Consider the following 26,384-nt stretch of genomic DNA (forward strand, 5'->3'; position numbering starts at 1 on the left):
GTGAAAGACGTCTGGTGTTGGCGCAAGGGGCAGGTGGCGGGGATTTGGGTATTTTTGACAAGAAAGAAGCCGTGATCAGAAAAAGTCATACGCAGTCTGGTGTGGAGCAGGCCGGTAGCCTTGTTGCAAAGTGGCGACGGTGGAGGCCGGGGTCAGGACGGTGATGGCTCCCGTTGGTCGGGGCAGAGCGTTGGTGTATCCGGCGGGGCTGTAGCAAAGTGCTTGCGGTCCCCAGAGAAGGTGCGGCGTGGCATCGTGCAATACGAATGTGCCATCTGGCAAGTCCGCCGCCTGGGTTTTGTAACGCACCTGAATGCGGCTGCGCGTGATGCGGTCGCGCTGCATCATGCGGTCGATCTGGTCAAGGGCGTGCGTGCCGTTGGCGGCGTTAAAGAGTGTTTTGAACCGGGTATAATCCTTATGACGGCAAAGGCCGCAGGGGCGGTGACCAGCAGCCAGGGCTGTGGGTTCATCGAGAAAAAGAGCTCGGTGTAGTTATGCGGCTGCATGACTTTGCGGTGCCAGTCCTTGTACGTCGTGACGCATGTGACCCAGTGCGGATGCTGCCAACGGCGCGCGGTCAGGTGTTGGTGATCGTCATGTAGGATGCCGCGATTGCCCATGAGCGTGCCGCGATCTGGGATAGCAAGGATGTCGCCGGTGGGTTGGAGGCGATTTTGGAGAGGCATGGCGGGAGTTTGCCCGATTCTGTCTGGACGTCAACGCATGAGCTTTGGAAGCAGAGCGGCCCATATCGGGCGGATGGGTATTTTTGTCTGCTAAGAGCCCGTGTTGCAAATTAATCAGCAGAGGCGCGCGATGGCCAAACCGCGGGATGGCGACCCTCTACAAAATCTGAACACTTTATGTCAGCCAAGTCTGCATGTCCTTGGATCGGCGCGCTTACGTGAGCCAATCGCCAGCCCGATGGGGCGGTCTGGCGATCGCGCGGCGGCGCTACGCGCCTTGATTCCGCGCGAGGGTGTTCAACAGCAGCAAAGTTCGCAGAGTTGCCATTCAATACCTCAAGCGCAGAGCCGTCGGTCCCTCACACCATCATCTCTTTCGTCGCGCTTAATGTAACATCCGGATAATCCCGTTCCACCCGGTCAATGTCCCATTGCAGGCGGGTGAGGTAGACGGTGTCGCCGTCATTGTCCTCGGCGATGTGCTGTTTATTGGCGGCGGCAAAGGCGTCGACGGCGTCTTGCGGCCCGTGCACCCAGCGGGCGGAGGTAAATTGGGATTGCTCAAAGCGCACGGGCAGGCCGTATTCCAGCTCGATGCGGCTGCCCAGGACCTCGAATTGCAGTTGGCCGACGACGCCGACGATAAAGCCCGAGCCCAAGGTGGGTTTGAACACTTTGGCCGCGCCTTCTTCGGCAAACTGCATCAGGGCTTTTTCCAGGTGCTTGGCCTTCATCGGATCACCCGCGCGGCAGTTCTGCAGAAGCTCGGGCGCGAAAGAGGGGATGCCAGTGACGCGGATGGCTTCGCCTTCGGTCAGGGTGTCGCCGATGCGCAGCTGGCCGTGGTTCGGGATGCCGATGATGTCGCCGGCCCAGGCCTCTTCGGCGAGCTCACGGTCGGCGGCGAGAAAGAGAACGGGGTTTGAAACCGCCATAGGTTTTTTCGTGCGCACATGGGTGAGTTTCATGCCGCGTTTGAAATGGCCTGAGGCCATGCGCACGAAGGCCACGCGGTCGCGATGCTTGGGGTCCATATTGGCTTGTACTTTGAAGACAAAGCCGGAAACCTTTGTTTCTTCTGGAGAAATCTGACGCGGTTCCGCCGATTGCGGTTGTGGTTCCGGGCCATAGCTGCCGATACCGTCCATGAGTTCCTTGACGCCAAAGGAGTTGATGGCCGAGCCGAACCAGATGGGGGTCATGTGGCCCTCAAGCACAGATTGCGGGTTCAGCGCAGGGAGCAATTCGCGCGCCATTTCAAGGTCTTCGCGCAGTTTCTCAATGAGGTTTTCGGGCACATGTTCGGCCAGTTTGGGATCGTCCAGCCCATCAATCGCGATGGATTCCGCGACCTTGTTGCGATCGGCGCGGTCCATAAGTTCCAACCGGTCATTCAACATGTCGTAGCAACCTATGAAATCGCGCCCCACACCGATGGGCCAGGAGGCCGGGGTGACGTCGATGGCCAGCATCTCCTGAATTTCGTCAATGATCTCGAACGTGTCGCGGCTTTCGCGGTCCATCTTGTTGCAGAAGGTCAGGATTGGCAGGTCGCGCAACCGGCAGACTTCAAAAAGCTTCTGCGTCTGGCTTTCCACGCCTTTGGCCCCGTCGATCACCATGACGGCGGCATCCACAGCCGTCAGTGTGCGGTAGGTGTCTTCGGAAAAATCCGAGTGGCCAGGTGTGTCCACAAGATTGAAGCGGAAAGTGTTGAAATCAAAGGACATTGCCGAGGCCGAAACGGAAATGCCGCGATCCTTCTCCATCTGCATGAAGTCAGACCGCGTACGCCGAGCTTCGCCTTTGGCGCGCACCTGTCCGGCCATCTGAATCGCACCACCATAGAGGAGAAATTTTTCCGTTAGGGTGGTTTTGCCTGCATCCGGATGAGAGATGATGGCAAAGGTGCGCCGCCGGGCAATCTCGGCCGGCAGGTCAGGGCGATTTGATGCAGTCTCAGACATGCGCGCCGTATAGAGGGGTGCGCCGGGTGGTGCAACAGAGTGGTTGCGCAGGACAGCTGACAGATTTGGTCAGCAGTCATCCGCCTGATACCGTTCGGCGGTGGACGCGGGACCGAAATCATGAGACGATCAGAACATTATATGAACATCAAGGAGTTTCATCATGTCACTTATGGACGTTGCAAATGAATTGGTCGCGGGTTGCCGGGAAGACCGGGAAGGTGCAAATTTGGACAAGCTTTATGCGCAAGATGCGGTTTCGGTTGAGGCGGTTGCGATGGAAGAGACCGGTATGGACCGCGAGGCTCAGGGACTTGATGCCATAAAAGGCAAACATGAGTGGTGGAACAACAGCATGGAAATGCTGGAGGGCACCATTAGTGATCCGATGCCGCATGGCGATGACCGATTTGCTGTGATCTTCAAAATGAAGGTCAAGGAAAAAGCCAGTGGCACCGTGATGGATATGGAAGAAGTGGGGGTTTACACTGTCAAGGACGGCAAGATCACCCGAGAGGAGTTTTTCTACGCCATGGGCGAGTGCTAAGTGCTGACTCAGTTGCGTGAGGCGCGTTTGAGAAGGCTGGCTGCATCGCGGTGTTTCAAGAGCTTATCGCTTACCTCGAAATCTTGGTGTGGCTTGTCACCATGTGTGTCGAGCGCTGGTGCAAGACTGTTGTCCACGTCCTGAGGCAGGGCGGCGCGTGTGCGTGGGTCAACCAGCAGGGTCTCTGCGGCGATCCCCTCTGCGTAGATGATCTGATGGTCATCGAAGAGAAGTTGAAAGTAGTCGATGAAGCCGCCGTCTTCCTGCACCACGGTGTCACCATTCACCAGGTGTCGCGCGCGGACCAGAACCTCGGCGCGCCCGGCGCCAAGCGCATCAGATCTTTGATAGATGAAGAGCCGGTGTTCGGGGCTGAGAACGAGGTCATTTGTGTTGTTGAGCGCGCCTGCACGAATGCGGATGGGCGCAAATTCCCCCACCGCGCGCACGGTGGATTGGCCGATCCAGCGAATTTTTTGCACGCCTTCGTCGCGTGTCAGAACCTCGTCACCCACGCGAAGATCCTCAATCGGCACCTGCGCGCCCGAAGCCGTGGTGATCTGTGTGCCTCGGGAAAAGGAAACACAGGCCACTTCGGCAAATTTCTGGCGTGCGGACTCCTGGTTGACACCGACCAATGCGTAGCCCGTTTTTGCGTGAATTTGTGCCAGAGGCAGCACGTAGACCTGCGCGACATGGTCTGTATTGTCGACTTCAACCAGCACAATAAGTTCCGTGGTTTTGCCGGTGTTCGACATCATTGTCAGGCAACAATCGAGATGGACCTCATTGCCTGCAGTTCCCAGACGCGTGTCCGGTGCCACAGCAAATCGGCCATTTATGCCGGGCGACAAGGCCAGACGATGCTGTTGTGCGCCTTTGCGCAAATCATAGACATCGTCGAGGTCAAGTTCGCTTGCAAAGGAAATTGGATCGCCATGATTTGCCCCGTTGGTCACACTGAAATCAACGGCCAGATAGACCGGCACAGAGTATGTTGGACCGTCGGAGGCAGAGGTCATAGGGCGTTCCTGATAACTCGCGCGAACGTATTATTCATGAGATTACTTAGGATTATGGCGGTATCGGGTCAACGCGTTGGTGTTTTGCTGGCATCCTTTCGCGCAGTTGGTTTAGATGAACAGCAAGCATTGAGGGAGGATATGACATGGATTTGGGTATAAAAGGTAAACGCGCGCTGGTCTGTGCGTCGTCCAAGGGCCTTGGTCTGGGCTGTGCGCGCGCGCTGGCAGACGCCGGTGTGGATTTGGTGATGAACGCGCGGGGTGCAGAGGCGCTTGAGGCCGCAGCCGAGGATATTCGGGGAGATTTTGGCGTTTCTGTTGAAACAGTTGCGGCCGATGTGACATCTGAGGACACCCGTGCGCCGGTTTTGGAACTGGCAAGGGATGTTGATATTCTCGTGACAAACGCAGGTGGTCCACCACCGGGCATGTGGTCAGACTGGGACCGCGAGGATTTCATCAAAGCTCTGGACGCCAATATGCTCACACCAATTGCCTTCATGAAGGCGCTGTTGCCGGGCATGATGGACAAGGGCTGGGGTCGGGTGGTCAACATCACATCGGTGAGTGTGAAAGCCCCGGTGCCGGTTCTGGGCCTCAGCAATTCGGCACGTGCCGGGCTGACGGGCTATGTGGCGGGTACATCACGTCAGGTCGCTGGAAAAGGAATATGTATCAATAATTTACAGCCTGGAATTCATGCGACAGAACGGGCTGATGCGCTTGATAGCGGTGTGGTGAAGGCGCAAGGAATTTCTATGGACGAAGCCCGCGCGCAGCGTGCTGCGACAATTCCTGTTGGCCGCTATGGCACAATCGAAGAATTTGGCGCCGCCTGTGCCTTCCTCTGCAGCCAACATGCCGGGTTCATCATTGGTCAGAACATCCTTTTGGATGGGGGTGCGACCAACACGACGATGTAAACCATGGCGCAAGGTTTTTCTTTGAAAGATCAGCTATTTAATGCTGAAAGTATTGGTGATCTGGCGGCTGAGTATGCCGCTGGTGTGCCCGGTTTTGATGCAGAGGGCTTTCAGGCTCAGGTCATGAGTGGTCTGGCCGAGCGGGAGTTGATGGAGCGGTTGGAATGGATTGCCGACTGTCTAGAACCACGGCTTGCGTCTAACTTTCCGGACATGGCGGATCAGATCGAAGCAGCAATGCCCCCCAAACTGGATCCGTCCAATACTGACGACGACTTTGGACGGTTCATACATGCGGTTCCCGGTATATTGGCGGTGCGGCATGGGCTGGAAAAGCATCGGGAGAGGGCGCTCGATCTGCTCTATACGGCGACACAGCGGTTTTCGATGGAGTTCTATATCCGCCCGTTCCTGAATCAGTGGCCAGAGGAAACCTGGGCGCGGCTGGAGCGCTGGGTTAGCGATGGTAACTACCACGTACGTCGGCTGGTGAGTGAGGGGACACGGCCCTCTTTGCCTTGGGCAAAGAAAATCGAGATTGATCCATTGCGACCGCTGGCGCTTTTGGATGAATTGCATGCCGATCCAACGCGTTTTGTCACAAGATCGGTGGCGAACCATCTGAATGATATATCAAAATTTAATCCAGATGCTGTGATTGAGCGTTTGCTTTTATGGGCCAAAATGAGGCGCCAGAACGACAAGGAACTGGCCTGGATCACGCGCCATGCCTTGCGGACGCTGATCAAACAAGGGCATCCAGATGCGCTCGGATTGCTGGGCTATGTTCAGGATGTACCACTGACTGCTGTTCTGAAGGTTGAACGCACTCACATATGCATTGGAGAAAACCTTGATCTCAGCGCAGAGATTTCCGCGGATTTAGATGTTCCGGTCCTGGTCGACTACGTGATGCATTTTCACCGCCCCAACGGTCGTGCCGGGCGCAAGGTTTTCAAGTGGAAGCAGGCAAAGCTGGCTGGAGGGCATCCGATCACATTGCAGAAAACCCACAAACTCAAGGGCAATGCGACCACTTTCACCCTGCATCCCGGTGCGCATCGCGTTGAGCTTCAGGTCAATGGCCAACAGGTTGCAAAGGCTGAGTTCACTCTGTTGAAAGAGGCGTGATCACGTTTTCGCGGGTGGGGTGAATTGTGACTGGCACGAAGCTGTGGTGCTTGCTAGGCGAACCGGAACGCCAAACCACTCTGGCCGCACCACGCAGGACAACTCTACATGCAAACCACTGCCATCATGGTCATTTTTGGCCTGATCATTCTTGCCAGCATTTTTGTAGCCCCACGCCGTGCGACGGTCGAAGGGTTTTTCGGAGGGGCCGGGCAGGAGGGGCGTGCGCCCGGGCTTTGGACCCTGGTGCTCAGCCAGGTCACGACGTGGATATTCGCCCGCTCGCTGATGAATTCGGCCATCCTGGGGTATTTCTACGGAATTTGGGGGGTGCTGGCCTATGCGGCCTACTATGGCTCGTTTCTGACAGGCGGGTTTGTCGTGGGCCGGTTGCGGGCGCAGGGCGCAGGGTCGGTGCAGGACTGGCTGCGCGATCACTTTGGCGGGGCGGGTACGACTTGTTACAATCTCGTCATTGCGCTCAGGCTATTGTCCGAGGTGTTCGCCAATCTGCTCGTCGTGGGCCTGATCTTTGCCGCTGCCTTGCCGGAGGTCGGAATGGCGCGAGAGGCGTCGGTCCTGCTCGTGGCGGGATTGGGCCTTGCCTACAGCGCTTGGGGCGGGTTGAGCGCTGCGTTGCGTACGGATGTGTTGCAAATGCTGGTGTTTTTGGTCGTTTTCGCTGTGGCGTTCGTGGCGCTGATCACAAGTCCCGGTTTTGACATCGGAGCGGTTCTGACGGCTGAGGGAACAAGCGGCGCCTGGAATGGTCAGGTTCTGTTGCTTGTGGCCTTTCTACAGGTGTTTTCCTATCCTATCCATGACCCGGTGATGATGGACCGCGGGTTTCTGGCCGATCGTTCCACCACAAGGGCCTCGTTCCTGCATGCGTTCTGGATTTCGTTCCTGTGCATTGTTGGCTTTGGCTTCTTTGGCATCGAAGCGGCTTTGCAAGGTGCCGCCTATGAGGGCGAACTTTTGGGCACCTGGGCGCAGATGTTTCCGGCCTGGGTATTTACCGCGCTGATGGTGTCGCTTCTGGTCAGCGCGCTCAGCACATTGGACTCCGCCTTGGCCAGCTCAGCGCGGCTGATGGTCGATGAGCTGGGGATGGCGCCAAGATCCCTCGCGGGTGGTCGCATGGCGATGGTGGGCTTCATGGCCGCTGGGGCAGCTTTGACCCTGTGGGGCAACCAAAGCCTGTTTGATGCAGTTGCGGTCAGCGGCACCGCCAGTCTTTTCCTAACGCCGGTAATGGTGGCGGGTTTGGTGATGGGGCTGCGCGTGCCAGTTTGGGCTTATACGGTAAGTTTTGTGGCCGCTATGGCCGGCGCTTTTGGATATTTCCAGCGAACAGTTCTTTTCGAGGAAACCGCTTTGGCGGACTGGTACAAATATGAGCAACTGCTGGTCATTTGTGTTGTGGTTCTGACCGTTGGATTTGTTTCCGTTCTGGCCGGTGCGCGGCGCCCAACATAAGCGCGCGCATTTTTTTGATAAAAAAATGGGACGGAAAATTTGAATTTTCCGTGCGCGTTGAAGGAAAAAATCCGCATCTTGAGGTGCATTCGTTCTTCCAACCGGCGGCGGGACCGCTTAGATACGGTTGGTGACAATCCACAGGGACCGCTCAAAGGGGTCCGGGATATGGGAGACAAACAATGCTGAACAATATTGGCCTTCCGGGCATCCTTCTTATTGCCGTTGTGGTGCTTGTGCTTTTCGGGCGCGGCAAAATCTCTTCGCTGATGGGCGAAGTGGGCAAGGGGATCACGTCCTTCAAAAAGGGCGTGGCAGAAGGCAACAAGGAAATCGAAGACGCCACGGATGAGGCAGCCGACATGGCCAAGGACGTCACGCCTGAAACGGACAAAGACAAGGCGTAACCTAAGCCATGTTTGATCTGGGCTGGACCGAGCTCATGGTGATCGGCGTTGTTGCGCTGATTGTCGTAGGGCCAAAGGATTTGCCGGGCATGTTCCGTGCGGTGGGCAAATTCGTGGGCAAAGCCAAGCAGATGGCGCGCGAATTCAGTCGTGCGATGAACGACGCAGCAGACGATGCCGGTGTGAGCGACGTGACCTCGACGCTCAAGAAGGCGACCAATCCGGTCAGTTCCGCGATGGACGAGGTCAAGAAATCCACCGAGAGCTTTACCGCCAAAACGATGGCAGGCCCGGCGCCGAAACGCGCCGAATTCGACGATGAGCGCAAGGAGATGGTCGAGAAGATTTCCAAACGTTCGGCTGAGATGGCCAATGACCGCAAGGCGGCCGAAGAAGCGGCAAAGGCAGAGACGACCAAGCCCGCTGCGAAGAAGGCTGCACCGAAGACAGCGGCCAAGAAGCCCGCCGCGAAGAAACCAGCCGCGACAGCGGCCGCGAAAAAGCCCGCTGTAAAAAAATCGGCGGCCAAGAAGCCCACTGCGAAGAAGGCGCCCGCTAAGAAAGCTGCGTCCAAACCTGCCTCGGGTGACATCGCATGAGCGCTGAGACTGATGAGGTAGAACAAAGCTCCGCTCCGCTTATTGAGCACCTGGCAGAGTTGCGCACGCGGCTTATTCGGTCGGTTGGCGCGTTTGTGGTGGGTATTGTTCTGGCTTTCGTTGTGGCGGAGCCAATCCTGCAGTTTCTGTTGGCCCCGATTGAGGCTACGTTGCGCGATCTGGGTGATCCGGCCCCTACGCTTCAATATACAAGCCCCCAGGAATACCTCTTTACACTCTTTCGCATCTCGATGGTGTTCGGCTTTATTCTGGCTTTTCCTGTGATTGCCCATCAGATGTGGCGCTTTGTGGCGCCGGGGCTCTACAAGAACGAAAAACAGGCGTTTTTGCCTTTTGTTGTCGCGTCTCCGATCATGTTTATCCTGGGCGCGGCCTTTGCGCATTTCGTGGTCACGCCGCTGGCGATGAACTTTTTCCTTGGCTTTGCCGATGTCAGCTCGATCTTTGCCAACCTTTTGTCGGGTGCGGTGAGCGAGGTGGAAACTGTAGCCGACCCCAATCTGCCTGTTGTGCCCGACAATTTCGGAGCCGTGGTGCCGGAAACGGACGAGGGTATTCGCATCACCTTCTTTGGCAAGGTGAATGAAAGCCTCGACATCACCCTCAAATTCATCATGGCCTTTGGCATCTGCTTCCAACTGCCCGTGCTGCTCACCCTCATGGGCAAGGCTGGGCTGGTGAGCGCCGAGGGCCTGGGCGGCGTGCGCAAATACGCGATGGTGGGCATCCTTGTGCTGGCCGCGCTTGTGACACCCCCTGATGTCATCACTCAGCTTATCCTCTTCACCGTGGTTTACGGTCTTTATGAGGTCTCGATCTTCCTTGTGCGCCGGGTGGAGAAGTCCCGCGAAGCCAAGTTGCGCGCCGAGGGCGTGTGGTTTGAGGATGATGAGGAAGAGGCGGATGAAGACCTGCTCGAAGAGCTGGAAGAGGCCGCTTCGGAGAAGGACAAATCGTGAGCGACGCCATGGAGCGGATCGCGGCGGCGCTGGAGCGGATGAGCCCGGCGCCGATGGACGCCCCTGATTTTGAGGCTGCAGACGCGTTTGTCTGGCATGTGGAGCCAGATCGTCTTGAGCCGGTTCTAGACGTCAAACGTGTGGATATGTCCCTTTTGGTGGGTGTTGACCGCTCGCGTGATACGTTGTTGGCCAATACAGTCCAATTCGCACGTGGTTTGCCCGCGAACAATGCGCTCCTCTGGGGCGCGCGGGGGATGGGGAAATCCTCTCTCGTGAAGGCGGTGCATGCCGCTGTGCAGGCCGAGGGGCATGCGCTGAAGATTGTCGAGTTGCAGCGTGAAGACTTGCCTAGTGTCGGGCGGCTCTTGAATGTGCTGCGGACAAGCGAGGCGCGGTTTCTGCTCTTTTGCGATGACCTGAGCTTTAGCCATGACGACCAGCATTACAAATCCCTAAAGGCGGTGCTGGACGGTGGCATTGAGGGGCGGCCCGACAATGTGGTGTTCTATGCGACCTCGAACCGCCGCCACCTGATGCCGCGCGATATGATCGAAAACGAACGCTCAAGCGCCATCAACCCTAGCGAGGCGGTGGAAGAGAAAGTGTCGCTCTCGGATCGCTTTGGCCTGTGGCTGGGTTTCCATCCGTGTTCGCAGGATGAATACCTAGCGATGATCGACGGCTATTGCGCCGCCCATGGTGTCAAAGTCGACACTGAGACTCTGCGTGCTGAGGCCATCGAATGGCAAGCCACACGCGGCGCACGGTCCGGCCGCGTGGCATGGCAGTTCTTTGTTGATCTCGCCGGACGGCACAGGGTGAAGATTTAGGGCGCGCCGGATACGGCGAAGGGTGGGGGCAGTGCTCTACGGCGCCATGTTTTCACCCCGTACCTCATGAGCCGATGTCTTTAAAAAACATCGGTTCGGAAACTTTTAAAGTTTCCGGCACCGTATCAGTTCACTGCAAAAACGGGATCGGATCTACGCTGTCAAAGCCCTTGCGGACCTCGAAATGCACCGCTGCCGCTCCATCGGATCTGATCTCTGCCAGTTGCTCTCCGCGTTCGATGCGGTCGTCCTTGTCGACCTTCACCTTCACCACATTGGAATAGACCGTCAGCAGGTTGTCTTCGTGTTTGACCACGATGATCGGGATGCCGTTTGTGTCTTTGGTGATGGCGGCCACGGTGCCATCGGCCGCGGCGCGGACCGGGGTTCCGGGTGGGGCTGCGATGTCGATGCCGTCATTCTTGCCTTTGGCATATTCGCGAATGATGTCGCCTTTGACCGGGAAGGCCATGCGCGTCTCACGTTTCCTGGTCTCGCCGCTCAGGTCCGGTGCGGCGGTACGCGCCACGGGTTGCGAGGCAGGTGCCGTGTCTTCTTCGGGCAATGGCTCTGAGGCGCTGGGTGGCAAAGGTGTTGGTGTGCCTGACCCGGGGAGTTCGGTGGCCAGCGGTGTGGCTTCAACCGAAGCGGTCCGCGTGTCAGCAACTGCTACTGGGATCAAAAGATATTGCCCTTCGCGTACATCGAAATCGGCACCAAGACCGTTCCAATCCGCGAGACTGCGCACTGAGACGTTGTAGAGCCGGGCTATGGTAAAGGCTGTTTCACCGCGCTGGACCTGGTGACGGGTCGGTTCAACGCCGGGTGTCGCAGGGGTCAGGGTGCCGGGCCTTGGGTTGGCACCGTCAGCTGCATCAATCGCGGATCCCGCCAGCGTTGTGATGTCCACGCCATTTGCCGTTGTCGGCCCGCCAGCAGGTTCAGCTACGCGAGTGGGCAGGGCGATGATTTCATTTTGGCGCAGGGGCGCATCAGGGTTTATGCCGTTGTAGCTGGCCAAGGCGTTCACATCGACGCCAATGCGCTCGGACACCGTGCGCAGCGTATCGCCTCGTTTTGCGACGGCCACCTGATAGCTTGGATAGGAAATGATCCCGCGCGTGTCGGGCGCAGGCCGGTCTGTGTTGGCGTTGCGGGCCGCAGAAGCGGTGCTCGATGCGCCGCCTCGCAAGTCAAAATCCAAGTCGGAACAGGCGGTCAAGACCATCAATGCAGCGCATCCGGTCAGCGTGCCCACGCGGCGTAAGCGGAGAGTCATCTCGATTTTGTCCTCATCACATGCCCCTTGTTGACCGGGGCTTCTTGTTACAACCTGTATCACATCAGCGCATTGCTGCGCTACTCATCTCGGTCGACACCTCCCAAAAGAGGCACAAACCGCACCGGAGTCAGTTCGTCATAGTCAAAACCATTTTCGGTTTTTGTCACCCGAATGAGACTTTGGACCGTGTCAGACTGTCCCACCGGTACAACCATAATACCGCCTATTTTGAGCTGCGCCAAGAGAGGTCCTGGGGGGTCTTCTGCGGCAGCGGTCACCAGAATTCGGTCAAATGGTGCCTGATCAGGCAAGCCAAAACTGCCATCGCCAGTGAGCACGGTGATATTTGTCAAATCAAGTGCGCGAAAGATTTCGGCGGCTTCGCTCGCGAGGCGTGGATGGCGGTCCATTGTATAGACACGGCGGGCCAGTTGGCTGAGGATGGCGGCCTGATAGCCCGAGCCGGTGCCCACCTCGAGCACCTTGTCACGGGGCTGCACTTTGAGCGCTTGGGTCATCAGCCCGACGACCGAGGGTTGCGAAATGGTTTGTCCGCAGGAAATCGGCAACGGCGTATCGTCATAGGCATGCGTGGCGAAGTGACCACGCACGAAAGGGCCGCGATCGATTTTTTCCATAGCCGTAAGTGTCCGCGCATCCGTCACCCCGCGCGAGCGCAGGGAGAAGAGGAACTGCATCTTGCGCTCCGCTGCGCTTTCCTCGGGGTCTTGAGGAGCCTCTTGAGGGGCGTTTTCACTCATTTTTCAGATCATTCAATCATCGTCAAAGCATCGAGTACATCATGTGCGGTCAGATCAGCCCGCATCGGTGTGACGGAAATATACCCTTTTAAATTCCAATCCGCATCTGACCCTTCCGCGGTAGGTTGCTGCTGTGGCGCGCCGGTCACCCACAGGAACTTGCGTCCTGATGGAGAGTGATGTGGTTTGACGCCAAATCCCATATCACGGCGAAAACCCTGGCGGCAGGCGCGCAGACCTAAGACCTCGCTGCCTGGGACCGGTGGGAAGTTCACATTGTAGAAGATACCATAATCGTCCTGGCTCCACACGCCTTTGTCCAAAAGGGTGCGCACCGTGTGTAACCCGTGCTGTCGCGCGGCTTCGAACTTGTCATCGAGATCTTTGTTGCGTGGGCCGTAGTATTGGCTGAGCGCAATGGCAGGCAGCCCTTGAAGTGCGGCTTCCATGGCCGCGCCAACGGTGCCGGAATAGACCGCGTTTTCTGCAGAGTTGTTGCCGCGGTTGACGCCAGAAAGCACGAGGTCGGGTGGCGTGTTTTTCATCACGTCATGCTTGGCGGCCAGAACACAATCCGCTGGACTGCCCTGCACCGCAAAGCGGCGGGGGGCCATTTCTGCGATCATCATCGGATTGGTAAAAGAAATGCAGTGCCCCACACCGGATTGCTCAAACGCGGGGGCAACAACCCAAACTTCACCGTTTGGGCCGGCCAGTTCGGCAGCTATGTCTTCCATGACGGCCAGCCCGGGGGCGGAGATGCCATCATCATTGGTGATGAGAATACGCAAATTCTGCTCCTTGGGGTTGCAACGACTGGAAGCTGTCTGCGGATATCTATCCGCGGGGGAAGAGAGGGGCAAGCGTGCATGACGTCTGCCGCAATGTTGCTTGATTTTTGTAGCGACATAGCTGCTGTGCGCCGAATGGAGCACCGCTGCGTGGTGAAAAGTCAGCAGTCTTCACAACGTATAGCCTTGTCTAAATGGCGATTTATTTGTGCTGGCACAGACACTTTGATCCCGTAAGGTTGGTCAGGCGAAACTGAGTGCGAGATTGGCATGAAGACGGATGTGCAGGTGGCTGTCATCGGCGGTGGAATAGTCGGCGCGTCTGTCTTGTACTGGCTGGCAAAGCTCGGCTGGACGGACACGGTTTTGCTGGAGCGGCGCGAATTGACCTCAGGCTCAACGTGGCACGCAGCCGGAAACACGACGTATTTCGGACCGTATCCAAAAATGACCGCCTTGTTCGCGGGCTCCATTCGCACCTATCTGCAAGCTCAAGAAGAAACCGGACAATCGGTTGGCTTTCATGAGACGGGTAGCCTCAGGTTGGCCGCCACTGAGCGTGAACTGGAATTGTTTCATGTCTACGCGCCGCGATATGAGGCCATGAGAATACCGTTCCACATCCGAAGCCCGGAAGAGGTTGCGGCCCTGCACCCCTTCATCGATGTGGGCGCAATTCACGGGGCGGCACATACCCCGACAGATGGTCACGTAGACCCAACAGGCGCTACGACAGCATTGGCACAGGCCGCCCGGCAGCTCGGTGCGTCGATTGAACGTCACACGCCTGTTGGCGCAATCAGCAAGACTGGAAATAAATGGGTTCTTGAAACTGTGCATGGCGTTGTCACCGCAGACCATGTCGTTGTGGCCACTTCATTCTGGGCGCGTGAAATGCTGCAGCCGCTGGGTCTGAACCTGCCGATTTACCCGACGCAACATCACGAAATCATCACAGAAAACCTCCCCGAGATCGCCGCATTGGACAAGGAACTGCCCTCTATGCGGGACAGTTGGGTGTCGTGCAACGTACGCCAAGAGCGAGACGGGCTATTGATAGGTATCTACGAAAAAGAGCCCGAATTCTGGGCGTTGGACGGCATCCCTCCGGACTTCAAGGAAGAGCTGCTTCCTCCAAACCTTGACCCTTTGATGCCGCATCTGGAACGGCTGATGGAGCGTATGCCGCTTTTTGCCAAGGCCGGGATCAAAGTCGCCAATAATGGGCCGATGTGTCTGACGCCCGATGGATTGCCTTTGATCGGTCCGCTCCCCTCAATGGAGGGCCTTTGGTTGGCCACAGGGTTCAATGTCGGCATTGGAACCGGCGGTGGATCGGCAGAAATCCTGGCCAATTGGATGGTCACGGGTCGGCCACCCAAAGGGCTTGATGCCATCCATGCGGATCGGTTTGGAAATGACATCGGCAGAGATGAGGCAACAAGGTCTATCCGACACGTTTATGCGCGGGGCTATCATTTGCCTGATCACATCTGATGCGGGCTCACGGATGGAACAGGTCCACTCTTTGGCCTCGCAAAGCCTGTGTTTAACCGTCACATTTATGTTGCGAAACTCCGTTACCTCAATCCCAATATGTGCTGCAATATGTAGGTCTTGCCAGCCGCAAAACACGAGATATAGTGGTGGACATCAGGGGCGCAGGATCGCGTCCGGAGACATAAGGTACGAGGCAGACTGAGCAGGAGAACGAGAGCGTTATGATTGCAGAGTTTAGAACTGAATTCGTCAGAGAACCGTCCGCGTTGAAACATCATCCGGCGTTGGTTCTAAATGCGGATTATCGGCCTCTCTCGTACTATCCGTTGTCGCTTTGGACCTGGCAGGACGCCATCAAGGCGGCCTATCTTGATCGGGTGGACATCGTGGCCGAATATGAAGACACGGTGCGTAGTCCGTCCACCGAGATCAAGATCCCCTCGGTTATCGTGCTTAAAGACTACGTGAAGCCGCAAAAGAGGGTCGCCTTCACAAGGTTCAACCTCTTCCTGCGCGATCAGTTTTGCTGTCAATATTGTGGCTCGAAGGGAGACCTCACCTTTGATCACGTTGTGCCGCGCGCCAAGGGCGGAATTACAAGTTGGGAAAACGTCGTGGCAGCGTGCAGCCCTTGCAACCTCAAGAAAGGTGCCAAGAGCCTTCGGCAGTCCAACCTAAGCCTGCGCCGCCCGCCGCGTGCGCCAGAGGCTGAACAGCTGCGCAATCTGGGGCGGAAGTTTCCACCCAACTATCTGCACGAAAGCTGGATGGATTTCCTTTACTGGGATGCCGAGCTGCAGGCTTAGGCAGCCTTACGACGGCGAGGCCTGCGCCTCTTGGTGCCTTGAGGTGCCTGGCCATTGCCCGCAGGTTTCGATGACCTGTTCCGGGGTGGACCTGAACGACGGCGTTGCCCTTGCTTCTGGCCTCGTTTGGGACGCGCTGTGAAATCTGTTGGCGGCGTGCCACCCGCCACAGGGATCGTGATTTTCATCAGTTTCTCGATGTCGCGCAACAACCCGGCCTCTTCATGGGCGCAAAAGGCAATGGCTTCGCCCTCTCGCCCGGCGCGTGCCGTGCGGCCAATCCGGTGCACATAATTGTCCGCCACTTCTGGCAGATCATAGTTGATCACATAGGCGACACCCGGAATGTCGATGCCCCGGGCCGCCACATCCGTGGCCACCAGTACATTGACAGTGCCTTGCCGGAACGCCTTGAGCGCGCGGTCGCGCTGACCTTGGGTCTTGTTGCCGTGAATGGAAGCAGCGTTGAACCCGTCGGCCACCAGACCCTTCATCAGCTTTTCCGCGCCATGCTTGGTGCGCGCAAAGACCAGAGTCAGCGCACCGGGGTCATTCGACAGGATTTCGCGCAGCTTGGAGGGCTTTTCCGGGCCGGGCACAAAATGGACCGACTGGGTGATCTTGTCGGCGGCTTTGCCCGGAGGTGCCACCTGCACCCGTTTGGGATTGCTCAAATAGGCTTGGCTCAGTTCTTCCATCTGTTTTGGCATGGTGGCCGAAAACAGCATGGTCTGACGCGGGGTGCCCAGCTTCGGTGCGATTTTGCGCAGGTCATGGATAAAGCCCATGTCGAGCATCTGGTCGGCCTCGTCCAGCACCAGATGACGCGCGGTTGAAAGATCGAGCGCACGGCGGTCCATCAGGTCGATCAACCGGCCCGGCGTAGCCACGAGGATATCGGTACTCCGGCTCAGAAGCTTGATCTGTTTGCCGATGGATTGCCCACCCACAACGGTGACAACACGCAGCTTAGTTTTAGCCGTCAGATTGCGCAGGCTGTCGGCGATCTGGTTCACCAGTTCGCGGGTGGGGGCCAGGATCAGCGCCTTGACCGTTTTCTCGCGCGGCTTGCCGGGCTGATCCAGCAAATGCTGAATGAGCGGCAGGCCAAAGGCGAGGGTTTTGCCTGTGCCCGTCTGGGCAAGTCCCAGAACATCATGGCCTTCGAGGGCTAGCGGAATGGCTTTGTTTTGGATAGGTGTTGGTTCAGTCAGACCGGCCTCTTTGATGGCCGTGTTCAATTGGGGCGCAAGGCCCAGCATGTCAAAATCGTACAAGTCGTGTCCTTTTCGGAGCGCACAGCCGCAAGGGCATGCACGCAAGTACATAATGCCCGCACCGAATGCGCAGGCGAGAGGGTTTGGCGATGCTTTAAGACAGTCGGGCGTATCCCGCGCCGTCTGGCACCGCATCAGAAACCCTGCGTGATGGGGAACTGGAAATCTTGGGCTGGTTGCTTGTCCCGGCTTTGCCGCCAGGCTCACGCGCAATCACAGCGATAGGCGGGACATGGGGCTTTGGCGGCTAAGTGTCAAGCATTCTTTGTGTTTTTGCGGGAGTGTGTGGCGGGGGTGTCTTCGAAGGTTTTGCGATCCAAACTAATAAAATCGCATTTCATAGGGCACTGGATCACCATCCAATAGTCTGGCGTTTGCACGGTTTAAGTAGATGGTGGGTTTGAGCTCAGAGCAACGTCGGCTTAACTACATTTCTTCAACACTATTCCGCCACTCCAAAGCGGGGCCCTTATGAGTACCGCCTGTATCAACCAACACTTGGATGTGTTCTTGTGAGGGGAAGTCATCGGAGTGGTGAGGCCAAAATTTCATGACGTGCTTTTCCCACCAGACTGCTGGATCTAATTGATTAATTTTGCCATCATGCACTTCTTCGTAAACGAAACCTTCAGACCTAAGTTCGTATACAGCTTTATTCAGCGCGGCCTTAAAATCAGGGGCGGCAACATAGTAAACGACAACTGCCTTTTCCCATTCTTTTGGCATACTAACGTTTGCGCCCCATGACACTAGAATTGGGCATTCAAATAACAGGTTGGTGTAGCTGAAGAGTGGTTCAGAACTATATTGAATTTCGTCTACCAGAGTTTCGTTCAAAGCATCTGAAAATATCAGGTCCATATCGCAAATACCGGCACACTTTTCGGCTAAGTTTCTACCCAACTCAATAGATGCGCCAGAAGCTTCGACAATGAGCGCAATGCGAACCTTTTCTTCGTCTTTGTGCTTTAACTTTGAGAAATAAGCATTTTTTACTTGAGGAAATGACCTAAGAACTTTTCCGACTTCAAACCTTAACACGCCAATCCCACCACCTTTGATATCTCCGAGGAATTCCATATTTGAAGGCTTAGCCTCAGATTGCTCAGGCTCTTTCTTTTTTCCAAAAATCTTTCCAAACACAAAAGCCTCCTGAGTCACCCAAAAGTTCTGTCATATTCTTTTTTGCACTTACTGTTGGAATTGCCAACGACAGCAAAGTCCTGCGGATTCAGCGGATCGCAAAGCCGACATGCAATACCCCAATACACCGAGCACCGCCGCTAAACCCACTCACACAGCGCACATCAAAAAAGGCGCCGCGACAAAGCCGGGCGCCTTTCAAATCTTTTGGCCGGTGGCCTCAGCTCTTGGCTTGCGCCGGAGCCGCCGCAGGGGCGGCTTGCTGTGCGGGCTTCTTTGCGCCTGCGCTGAGTGGATCATCCTGACGTTGAACCGAGCCTTCGAAATGAGCACCGGATTCAATCGCGATGGTCTTGTGGATGATGTCACCCTCAACACGTGCGGTGGATGTCAGGCGTACTTTGAGACCGCGCACGCGGCCTACGATACGGCCATTGATCACCACATCATCGGCAATGACTTCGCCTTTGATCGTGGCGCCTTCGCCGATGGTCAGAAGATGTGCGCGAATGTCGCCCTCAACCGTGCCTTCGACCTGAATGTCGCCGGTTGTCTTGAGATTGCCAGTGACGTGCAAATCGGTCGACAGAGTAGAAGCCGGGGGTTTCGCCTTGGGGGCTGTTGCCTTGAACTCTCCACTTGCGCCGGATGCTGGGGGAACATCGGTGCGTGTCTCAGGCGTCGCGGGTTTGGCCGCGGTGTCTGCCTTCGGTGCTGGTTCGTTGATTTTGCTTTTAGAAAACATTGTTTGCAGCCTTGATGTAGATCATAGGGTTGACGGCTTTGCCGCCGACACGGACCTCATAGTGTAAATGCGTGCCCGTGGAACGTCCAGTGTTCCCCATATCACCAATTCTTTGGCCACGCGAGACTCTTTGACCTTCCTTGACGCGAATGGCGGACAAATGCGCGTACCGGGTCTCAATTCCGAATTCATGCTTTATTTTGATAAGCCTGCCATAACCCGACAACCATCCGGCATGTGTCACCACACCGTCTGCTGTTGAATAGATGGCCGTGCCATGCGGCGCTGCAAAATCTGTGCCGTTATGCGGTCGTCCCCAGCGAATGCCGAAACCAGACGTGTAGCGGAAAGAGCTTTTGACCGGCATGGCAAAAGGCGCTTTCTCAGCTGCGATACGGTAGAGGTTGAGCTTGTCCATCTGGTTCAGGATGCGGTTGGCCCGCTCAGCATCAGGAGAAGGCGTTTCGCCAAGCGTTGAAAAGCTGAGTGGTAGCAAAGGGCCGCCTTGTCCGGAATATCCCCGGCGTACGGTGTTCAGAAGCGACTCTGTGTTCATACCAGCAGCACGAAACATCTTGTCGAGCGGTTCGACCGATATGCTCATGGCTTCCTCCAACTGGCGGAAAATCTGTTCGTTGCGATCTTCCATCAGACGGATCTGCGTGGCCATTTCGTCTGCAGCCAATAGTGCTTCCTGCGCATCCTCAATGACCTTGTCGCGTTCCTGAGCCGTTTGGGCGAGAGCGTTGGAGAGAAAGTCCACGGTGCTGTCGCCTTCGCCGTCGGCCTCAGGTGTGTTGAGAGGTTCTATATCTGAATTTTCAAGCGCAAGGGCGAGGGCTTCGTTTTCGTCGCGTGCGGAGTCGCGCTCTTGCATGGCACGACGCAGTGTGGACTGCACAACCTCAATACCGGTTTCCAGTTCACGCCGACGGGTTTCGGATGCCAAAAGCTCGGTTTGCATCACTGAAATCTGTTCCAGCGCCGAATTGAAACGTTGTTGTGCGGCAAGCGCCTCTTCGGCGCGCAAATTGCGCTCTGCTTCAAGCGCGTTGAGACGTGTCTCGTACGTGCGCTGATCGCGTTTGGCCTGTTCGCGGAAGTTGCCAGACCCGATTGAGTCCATCACCAGAATAGCTGTGGCGATGATGGCCCAGGCCACAACGGCAGAGGCGCCGAGAAAGGCAAAAAGCTGTGACGCCGGTTTCAGGCGGATGAACCGCGTGTCCGTGTCCGAGCGCAAAAACACCCTGCGCTCAGGAAAATTTCGTTCCAACAGATTGTGGATTTTTATCGCAAGACGCGTCCGCACGAGGCCCCCATAGTCGTCTTTGGCCAACCATTCCCTTGTCGGTGCTCTTCTACGCCGCTTTGCCCCATATGTGCTCACTTTCCCATGTGTGCGACATATCAAAACGCCGTCTCGGCACCGTCGCAAATTGCCTACACAGTGCCTCAGCTTTGGGCAAGTGTTTTGACCAACTCATGCCGAAATTGCGACGAAATCCGCTCCAAGCGGCAGAAAATCGCCGACTTAGAAGGGTTTGGGGGTAACCGATGTCAATGCCCGGATTTGACCTCTGTGGCGAGAGGCCAGTAGAAGTCCGGAGGTATCCCGGCCTCTGCGCGTTTTTCTTCGTTGAAAGGCGGCTTCAGCGCGCCATGAAAGTAGCGCCGCACAAGGGTATGAAATGCCTCTTTGGGGTCCAGCTCATGACGACCACACAGAAAGTGGAACCACTTTGATCCGTAGGCCACGTGACTGACTTCTTCGGCATAGATGGTCTTCAATGCATCGACAGCCTTGTCATCCTTGGCCTTGCGGAAAATCTCGATCATGCCGGGGGTTACGTCGAGACCGCGGGCCTCGAGTACCATAGGCACCACAGCCAGTCTGCCCATGAAGTCATTCACAGTGTCTTCGGCGGCACGCCACATACCGGCATGGGCATCAAGCGCACCGTAGTGGCTGCCCAACGCTTCAAGACAGTCGCATACAAGATTGAAATGCTTTGATTCCTCATCCGCAGCTTTCACCCAATCATCATAGAATCCTATGGGCATGGACGTGTCCGCGAAACGCGGAATGATGTCCCAATGCAGATCAACCGCGTTCAGCTCGATATGTGCCACAGCGTGCAAAATCGCAATGCGCCCGGCCTCTGTGCCAGGGCGACGTCGCGGCACGTCGCGTGGATCACGCAAGCGCGGCGTCTCTGGGCGTGACGGGCGCAGGGGCACGTCCGCGTGCCCAATCTGCAAAGGCGTTCCCGCATCTCGCGCCTCGGACCACTGTTGGGCATATGCGCGCGACATTGCGGTTTTCTCACGGCCATCAGCGGTGGTTAGAACCTCCACCGCCATTTCTGAAAGAGTCTTTTCCGTCATGCGATCTGTCTGTCACAAGGCGCGTACGGCCTCCAGCACTTCTTCGGCGTGGCCGGGCACTTTTACCTTGGGCCAGATCTGTAGGATCTTGCCATCGCCCCCAATCAGAACTGTTGTACGCTCGATCCCCATGTATTTCTTGCCATACATGCTCTTTTCTTTCCAAACGCCGTATTGCTCACAGATATCTGCTTCGGCATCTGACAAAAGTGGAATGCCCAAACTATGCTTGTCCCGAAACTTGTCATGTTTGGCCACGGTATCTTTGGAGACGCCAAAGACCTTGGCCCCGGCCGCTTCGAAGTCAGCGTTCAGGCCGGTAAAGGCGATGGCCTCTTTCGTGCATCCCGAAGTGTCATCTTTGGGATAGAAGAACAGAACAACAGGTGCCGGGCGCAGTTCGGAGAGCGTCACGTCGTCTCCGCCATCGCGCGGCAGGGTGAAATCAGGGGCCAAATCGGCGATTTCGGGCATTTAGGGACCTCCAAAAATAAAAAGTGAGTTTTAAATTAGAGTGTAACGCGCGAGAATAAAGGCAGCAGGCAGGCCAAGTGGCCATAACGGGAAAAATGACCGAAACGGCAGAGACAAAACCGCGTCGCGGCTGGGTGAAGAAAACCGGCATGCGTTTGGGTGTCGGCTTACTTCTGATAGCCGGGGTCCTGGCCGTTTTGTTTTCAGCTTTGATTGGCACCCGAATTTCTGCACCAGACTGGGTGCGTGATCGGCTGACCACAGAGATCAATGAAGAGCTTGAAGGTGTTTCGCTGCACTTTGGGGATGTGGCGGTTGTGCTCAATGAAAACCTCGTGCCGCGTCTGTGGTTGCGTGACGTCATGTTGCGGGATGAGACTGGCCTGCCAATAGCCAATCTTTCTGATCTACAAAGCCAAGTTGCGCTTAAGCCGTTGATGCGTGGTGAAGTGCAGCCAAGTTACATCAAGCTGAGTGGTGTTCGCTTGTCTCTGCGCCGCGAAAACACCGGCGCAGTGGGGTTGTCGGTCGGGCAAGCCGATGCGCCTGTTGAAGAGGCCAGCAGTTTGCGCGAACTGATCGGCGAGACCGAAGCCATTCTGTTGCGCCCAGGGTTTGCCGATCTCACCTTAATTGACGTGGAAAACGTCTCGGTGCGGTATGACGACTTGCGTGCCGGGCGGTCGTGGAGCGTGGATGGTGGGCGTCTGTCATTGACCCGTGACGACAATGATCTGCGCCTGCGTGGAGACTTTGTGCTCTTGGGCGGGCGAGACTACGCGACCACGCTGGAAATGAACTACACGACCCAAATTGGCGAGACTGCCGCCGAGCTTGGTCTCAACTTTGAGGACATGCATGCGCGGGATATTGCGGGCCAGTCGCCTGCGCTTGCGTGGCTCAGTGCGCTGGACGCACCGATTTCAGGTGCCTTGCGCGTTGCTGTGGAAGAGGACGGTGCGCTTGGGCCTCTTAATGCAACACTGCAAATCGGGGCAGGTGTGGTTAAACCTAACGAGGCAACCAAACCCATCTCGTTCGATGCGGTGCGCAGTTACTTTACCTATGACCCGGAAGATCAGGAGATCCTTTTCAGCGAGCTATCGGTCGATAGCAAATGGCTGAAGACAAGTGCAGAGGGGCGCGCCAATCTGATCGGGGTTCGACAAGGTCTGCCGAGCGAGATTGTCCTACAGGTCGGACTTGACCAGATCCAGGCCAACCCGGCGGATATTTACCCCGAGCCCATTACTCTCGGCCCCGCTCGCATGGATATGCGCCTGCGGTTGGACCCGTTTGTCGCCACATTGGGTGAGTTGTCGTTAAGCGACAATGACGTCAATGTCGTATTGTCCGGAGAAGCGCGCGCAGGTGACGATGGGTGGACTGTGGCACTTGATGGCGGGGTTGATGAAATTGGCGATGCTCAGCTTTTGGAGCTTTGGCCCAAGACATTGTTGGCCAATGCGCGCAATTGGATTGCCGAGAATGTGCGCAGGGCAACTATTCAAAATGTGCAGCTTGCCGTGCGCTCTTTGCCCGAACACAAGCCAGATGTCTTCCTTGGTTTTGATTTCGAAGGCCTCGACACGCAATATGTCAAACGCGTGCCGATCATCGAGAACGCTGCCGGGCATGCCACGCTTTATGAAAATCAATTTGTCCTTTCTGCGCAATCCGGTTCCATCAGCCCCGCCCAGGGTGGGCGGATTGATATTTCCGGCACAAGTTTTGAGATCCCTGATGTCGATATGAAGCGCACGCCCGCACAGGTGCATTTGCGCACGCAAAGCACCATCACTGGCGCGCTTTCGCTTTTGGACGAAGAGCCGTTTCGCTTTATGCAAAAGGCGGGGCGGCCGGTCACACTGGCAGATGGACGAGTTGATTTGTCCGGCCTGCTCAAGTTTCGCATGGTTCCCAAACTAACAACCAAGGACGTTCTCTTTGACGTTGCGGGCACATTGCGCGATGTGCGCAGTGAGGTTCTTGTGCCGGATCGGGTGTTGAAAGCCAACACGCTTGACCTCAACGTTACGCACGAAGTTCTGAAGGTCAGTGGCCCAGGGCTTCTTGGTCAGGTGCCCTTTGATGCTCAATTTGAAGCGCTCCTGGCCGAAGAGGCGAACGGTGCGGCTAAGGTTCGCGGCACTGTGGAGCTTTCGGAACGGTTTACCGATGAGTTTCGGATCAACTTGCCACCTGGCAGTGTATCGGGCTCAGGTCAGGCAGATGTAGAGCTTGATTTTGAGAAGGATAGGCCCGGTGATTTTCGCTTGAGCTCTGATCTGGCGGGCATTGCTCTGCGGTTGCCTGAGATTGATTGGGCGCTTTCGCAGGGCGGCACGGGAAGCTTGTCGCTTGAAGGTCGGCTCGGTGAGCCGCCTGTGATTGATCAAATCACGTTGAATGCGGCAGGGCTTGAGGCGCGTGGAAACGTGTCTCTGTTGCCTTCCGGCCAGCTTGATCGTGCGTCTTTTACCCGCGTACGTGCCGGAAACTGGATTGACGCGCCAATCGAGCTTGTCGGGCGCGGCGGAAACACACCTCCTGCGGTGCGTGTGTTGGGCGGAGAAATTGACCTAAGAGAGACATCTGTCAACGGTGGAGATGGCGAGGAAGGCACATCTGGGCGGCGTGGACAGACTGGCCCGGTGTCTCTTGTTTTGGACCGGTTAATTGTCTCTGACAGTATCGCGCTCACTGGGTTCCAGTCGGATCTGGACATGCGCAATGGGCCTGATGGAAAATTCACCGCACGCGTCAATGGAAATACACCCATTGAAGGCCGCGTTATTCCACGCAACGGGCGCAGTGCGTTTCGCATTCAGTCTCAGGATGCAGCGGGTGTGTTTGCCTCGGCGGGCTTGATCAAGCAGGCGCGCAATGGGGTGTTGGACCTAACTTTGATTCCGGGAAAGGCGAGCGGCACTTATGAAGGCCGCCTGCAGGTCACAGACGGCATGCGCATCAAAGATGCGCCGTCCATGGCCGCCCTGCTGAACGCGGTCAGCGTGGTGGGGCTTTTGGAACAAATGGGTGGCGAGGGCATCCATTTTCAAGAAGTTGACGCGCGGTTTCAACTCGCGCCAGATCGTATCACGCTCTATTCGGGTAGTGCGGTTGGGGCTTCCATGGGCATTTCGATGGATGGGTACTACTACCCCGAAAATGGGCGCATGGACATGCAGGGGGTCTTATCGCCGGTTTATCTCGTTAATGCTGTCGGCAGGCTGTTTACGCGTCGAGGTGAAGGCTTGATCGGGTTCAACTACACAATACGCGGCAGTGCTTCTGACCCGCAGGTCGGCGTTAATCCTTTGTCGGTTTTTACACCTGCGATGTTCCGGGATCTGTTTCGCCGCTCACCCCCAGAACGACCGGATCTTGAAACATCTCAGAGGGCATCTGATGCGGCGCAACCGGACGCCGCAGCCCCACAAGACCCGCCGAGTGACAGGTTTCGACCGCCCCAGATCGAGGAAGACGGCGGTCGATGAAGCTTTCCGAATTTGATTTCGATCTGCCTGAAGAGTTGATCGCAACGCGTCCTGCGCGGCCACGCCCTTCGGCGCGGCTTTTGGTGGCTGAGGGGGATCAGACCACGGATGCACATGTCTATGACCTTGGCCATTGGTTGCGACCCGGAGATCGGCTTGTTCTGAACAACACCAAGGTGATCCCGGCGCGTCTCTTTGGCGAAAGGTTTCGCGAGGGGCCGCAAGGTAGAAGTAAAGCAAAGATTGATGTGACGCTATTGGAGCCCGATGGGCAGGGGCACTGGTCGGCTATGGTGCGGCCATTGAAGAAGCTGCGCGAAGGTGAACGTATTTGTTTCAATGCCGACTTCTCGGCCACGGTTCTGTCAAAGCAAGAGGGCCAGGCCACGCTGTCTTTCAATCTGGCAGGCGATGATTTTGACGCGGCGCTGAACCAAGCCGGGGCGATGCCTTTGCCCCCTATATTGCCAGCAAACGTGCGGCAGATGCCCAGGACCGCGAAGATTATCAGACAGTCTTTGCCAAGAAAGAAGGGGCCGTTGCCGCGCCCACCGCCAGTTTACATTTCGACCAAGCGCTTTTGGCTGAGCTTGCAGAGCAGGGCATCGAGTTCACCGAAGTGACTTTGCATGTAGGGGCAGGGACCTTTCTGCCTGTCAAAGTTGAGGATGTGACCACCCATAAAATGCATGCTGAATGGGGTGAGGTAAGCGCGGCCGCAGCTGCTGAAATCACAGCGACGCGGGCGGCGGGGGGCGGATCATTCCGGTGGGCACAACGGCGTTGCGGTTGATCGAAAGCGCCGGGCGAAGCGGTACGATCCAGCCATGGCAAGGGGAGACGGATATTTTCATCTACCCTGGTTTTACCTTCCATGTTGCTGACGCTCTGATGACCAATTTCCACCTTCCCAAGAGCACTCTGATGATGCTGGTCTCGGCGATGATGGGGCAGGAGCGGATCAGAGCCATCTATGAGCACGCTGTGCGCGAAAAGTATCGCTTTTTTCTTACGGGGACGCGTCCTTGTTGATTCCGTGACAATCGCCTGTCACGAGGGTTTCAACGACATTTGCGAGTCGTGTTTGAGCCAGACATATACCTGGCCAACCACGTAGAGCGCTCGTAACCATTCGGA

24 protein-coding genes and 1 pseudogene are annotated in these 26,384 nt (G+C 56.6%); 12 read left to right on the plus strand and 13 right to left on the minus strand.

The window, feature by feature from the left end:
- Window positions 1–75 precede the first annotated feature (75 nt).
- The 3 genes from RZS32_RS15175 to RZS32_RS15185 form a co-directional block, all read right to left on the minus strand.
- Window positions 76–348, minus strand: a complete 273-nt coding sequence (locus tag RZS32_RS15175) for a hypothetical protein (RefSeq protein ID WP_339106697.1) — start codon at window positions 346–348, stop codon at window positions 76–78.
- A complete protein-coding gene (locus RZS32_RS15180; RefSeq protein WP_339106698.1) occupies window positions 345–689 on the minus strand; it encodes a hypothetical protein in 345 nt (114 codons plus the stop codon). The genes RZS32_RS15175 and RZS32_RS15180 overlap by 4 nt, the downstream gene beginning before the upstream one ends.
- A gap of 359 nt (window positions 690–1,048) precedes the next feature.
- Window positions 1,049–2,656 (minus strand): peptide chain release factor 3, encoded by a 1,608-nt coding sequence (locus tag RZS32_RS15185; RefSeq protein ID WP_317057797.1) that lies wholly within the window; start codon window positions 2,654–2,656, stop codon window positions 1,049–1,051.
- A 163-nt stretch (window positions 2,657–2,819) separates the two neighbouring features.
- Between RZS32_RS15185 and RZS32_RS15190 the strand changes: the two genes are divergently transcribed.
- Window positions 2,820–3,203: a nuclear transport factor 2 family protein gene (locus tag RZS32_RS15190; protein ID WP_317057798.1), complete on the plus strand. Its 384-nt coding sequence runs from the start codon at window positions 2,820–2,822 to the stop codon at window positions 3,201–3,203.
- Window positions 3,204–3,211: 8 nt separating this feature from the next.
- On the opposite strand, the gene RZS32_RS15195 is transcribed toward RZS32_RS15190, so the two are convergent.
- On the minus strand, window positions 3,212–4,225 hold the full coding sequence (locus RZS32_RS15195; protein ID WP_339106699.1) for a Hint domain-containing protein: 1,014 nt from the start codon (window positions 4,223–4,225) through the stop codon (window positions 3,212–3,214).
- A gap of 146 nt (window positions 4,226–4,371) precedes the next feature.
- On the opposite strand from RZS32_RS15195, the gene RZS32_RS15200 reads away from it, so the two are divergent.
- From RZS32_RS15200 to RZS32_RS15230, 7 genes are all read left to right on the plus strand, one after another.
- On the plus strand, window positions 4,372–5,151 hold the full coding sequence (locus RZS32_RS15200; protein WP_317057799.1) for an SDR family oxidoreductase: 780 nt from the start codon (window positions 4,372–4,374) through the stop codon (window positions 5,149–5,151).
- A gap of 21 nt (window positions 5,152–5,172) precedes the next feature.
- Window positions 5,173–6,282 (plus strand): hypothetical protein, encoded by a 1,110-nt coding sequence (locus tag RZS32_RS15205; protein WP_317057800.1) that lies wholly within the window; start codon window positions 5,173–5,175, stop codon window positions 6,280–6,282.
- A gap of 108 nt (window positions 6,283–6,390) precedes the next feature.
- Window positions 6,391–7,761: a sodium:proline symporter gene (locus tag RZS32_RS15210; RefSeq protein WP_317057801.1), complete on the plus strand. Its 1,371-nt coding sequence runs from the start codon at window positions 6,391–6,393 to the stop codon at window positions 7,759–7,761.
- A 182-nt stretch (window positions 7,762–7,943) separates the two neighbouring features.
- Window positions 7,944–8,168 carry a twin-arginine translocase TatA/TatE family subunit gene (locus RZS32_RS15215; RefSeq protein ID WP_317057802.1) on the plus strand — a complete coding sequence of 75 codons (225 nt, stop codon included), beginning with the start codon at window positions 7,944–7,946 and terminating at the stop codon, window positions 8,166–8,168.
- A gap of 8 nt (window positions 8,169–8,176) precedes the next feature.
- Window positions 8,177–8,767 (plus strand): Sec-independent protein translocase protein TatB, encoded by a 591-nt coding sequence (tatB, locus tag RZS32_RS15220; RefSeq protein WP_317057803.1) that lies wholly within the window; start codon window positions 8,177–8,179, stop codon window positions 8,765–8,767.
- Complete coding sequence (gene tatC / locus RZS32_RS15225) at window positions 8,764–9,747, plus strand: twin-arginine translocase subunit TatC (protein WP_339106700.1); 984 nt, start codon at window positions 8,764–8,766, stop codon at window positions 9,745–9,747. Before tatB ends, tatC begins: the two co-directional genes overlap by 4 nt.
- On the plus strand, window positions 9,744–10,580 hold the full coding sequence (locus RZS32_RS15230; protein WP_317054306.1) for an ATP-binding protein: 837 nt from the start codon (window positions 9,744–9,746) through the stop codon (window positions 10,578–10,580). Before tatC ends, RZS32_RS15230 begins: the two co-directional genes overlap by 4 nt.
- 130 nt (window positions 10,581–10,710) lie before the next feature.
- On the opposite strand, the gene RZS32_RS15235 is transcribed toward RZS32_RS15230, so the two are convergent.
- From RZS32_RS15235 to surE, 3 genes are all read right to left on the minus strand, one after another.
- Window positions 10,711–11,859 carry a peptidoglycan DD-metalloendopeptidase family protein gene (locus RZS32_RS15235; protein WP_317054307.1) on the minus strand — a complete coding sequence of 383 codons (1,149 nt, stop codon included), beginning with the start codon at window positions 11,857–11,859 and terminating at the stop codon, window positions 10,711–10,713.
- 80 nt (window positions 11,860–11,939) lie between these two features.
- On the minus strand, window positions 11,940–12,623 hold the full coding sequence (locus RZS32_RS15240) for a protein-L-isoaspartate(D-aspartate) O-methyltransferase (protein ID WP_317054308.1): 684 nt from the start codon (window positions 12,621–12,623) through the stop codon (window positions 11,940–11,942).
- A gap of 8 nt (window positions 12,624–12,631) precedes the next feature.
- Window positions 12,632–13,414, minus strand: a complete 783-nt coding sequence (gene surE, locus RZS32_RS15245; RefSeq protein ID WP_339106701.1) for a 5'/3'-nucleotidase SurE — start codon at window positions 13,412–13,414, stop codon at window positions 12,632–12,634.
- Between the two features lie 270 nt (window positions 13,415–13,684).
- Between surE and RZS32_RS15250 the strand changes: the two genes are divergently transcribed.
- Window positions 13,685–14,911, plus strand: coding sequence for an NAD(P)/FAD-dependent oxidoreductase (locus RZS32_RS15250; protein ID WP_317054423.1), 1,227 nt, complete (start codon window positions 13,685–13,687; stop codon window positions 14,909–14,911).
- A gap of 224 nt (window positions 14,912–15,135) precedes the next feature.
- Entirely contained in the window at window positions 15,136–15,720 is a 585-nt protein-coding gene (locus RZS32_RS15255) for an HNH endonuclease (RefSeq protein WP_317054424.1), read from the plus strand.
- On the opposite strand, the gene RZS32_RS15260 is transcribed toward RZS32_RS15255, so the two are convergent.
- The 6 genes from RZS32_RS15260 to RZS32_RS15285 form a co-directional block, all read right to left on the minus strand.
- Entirely contained in the window at window positions 15,717–16,997 is a 1,281-nt protein-coding gene (locus RZS32_RS15260) for a DEAD/DEAH box helicase (RefSeq protein ID WP_317054425.1), read from the minus strand. The two genes, RZS32_RS15255 and RZS32_RS15260, sit on opposite strands and share 4 nt — an antisense overlap.
- A gap of 426 nt (window positions 16,998–17,423) precedes the next feature.
- Complete coding sequence (locus RZS32_RS15265) at window positions 17,424–18,140, minus strand: hypothetical protein (RefSeq protein ID WP_339106702.1); 717 nt, start codon at window positions 18,138–18,140, stop codon at window positions 17,424–17,426.
- Window positions 18,141–18,360: 220 nt separating this feature from the next.
- The gene (locus RZS32_RS15270; RefSeq protein ID WP_317054427.1) at window positions 18,361–18,885 is read right to left on the minus strand and encodes a bactofilin family protein; all 525 of its coding nucleotides are present in this window, start codon (window positions 18,883–18,885) and stop codon (window positions 18,361–18,363) included.
- The gene (locus RZS32_RS15275; protein ID WP_317054428.1) at window positions 18,875–20,197 is read right to left on the minus strand and encodes a DUF5930 domain-containing protein; all 1,323 of its coding nucleotides are present in this window, start codon (window positions 20,195–20,197) and stop codon (window positions 18,875–18,877) included. The genes RZS32_RS15270 and RZS32_RS15275 overlap by 11 nt, the downstream gene beginning before the upstream one ends.
- A 248-nt stretch (window positions 20,198–20,445) precedes the next feature.
- Window positions 20,446–21,273, minus strand: coding sequence for a ferritin-like domain-containing protein (locus RZS32_RS15280; RefSeq protein ID WP_317054429.1), 828 nt, complete (start codon window positions 21,271–21,273; stop codon window positions 20,446–20,448).
- A gap of 12 nt (window positions 21,274–21,285) precedes the next feature.
- Window positions 21,286–21,747: a peroxiredoxin gene (locus RZS32_RS15285; protein WP_317054430.1), complete on the minus strand. Its 462-nt coding sequence runs from the start codon at window positions 21,745–21,747 to the stop codon at window positions 21,286–21,288.
- A gap of 95 nt (window positions 21,748–21,842) precedes the next feature.
- Here RZS32_RS15285 and RZS32_RS15290 point away from each other — a divergent pair, with 95 nt between their 5' ends.
- Window positions 21,843–25,247 carry a hypothetical protein gene (locus RZS32_RS15290; protein ID WP_317054431.1) on the plus strand — a complete coding sequence of 1,135 codons (3,405 nt, stop codon included), beginning with the start codon at window positions 21,843–21,845 and terminating at the stop codon, window positions 25,245–25,247.
- Window positions 25,244–26,287, plus strand: a pseudogene (gene queA, locus RZS32_RS15295) (tRNA preQ1(34) S-adenosylmethionine ribosyltransferase-isomerase QueA). Before RZS32_RS15290 ends, queA begins: the two are co-directional and overlap by 4 nt.
- Window positions 26,288–26,384: the final 97 nt, after the last annotated feature.

Source organism: Roseovarius sp. W115, assembly GCF_032842945.2.
Taxonomy (GTDB): domain Bacteria; phylum Pseudomonadota; class Alphaproteobacteria; order Rhodobacterales; family Rhodobacteraceae; genus Roseovarius; species Roseovarius rhodophyticola.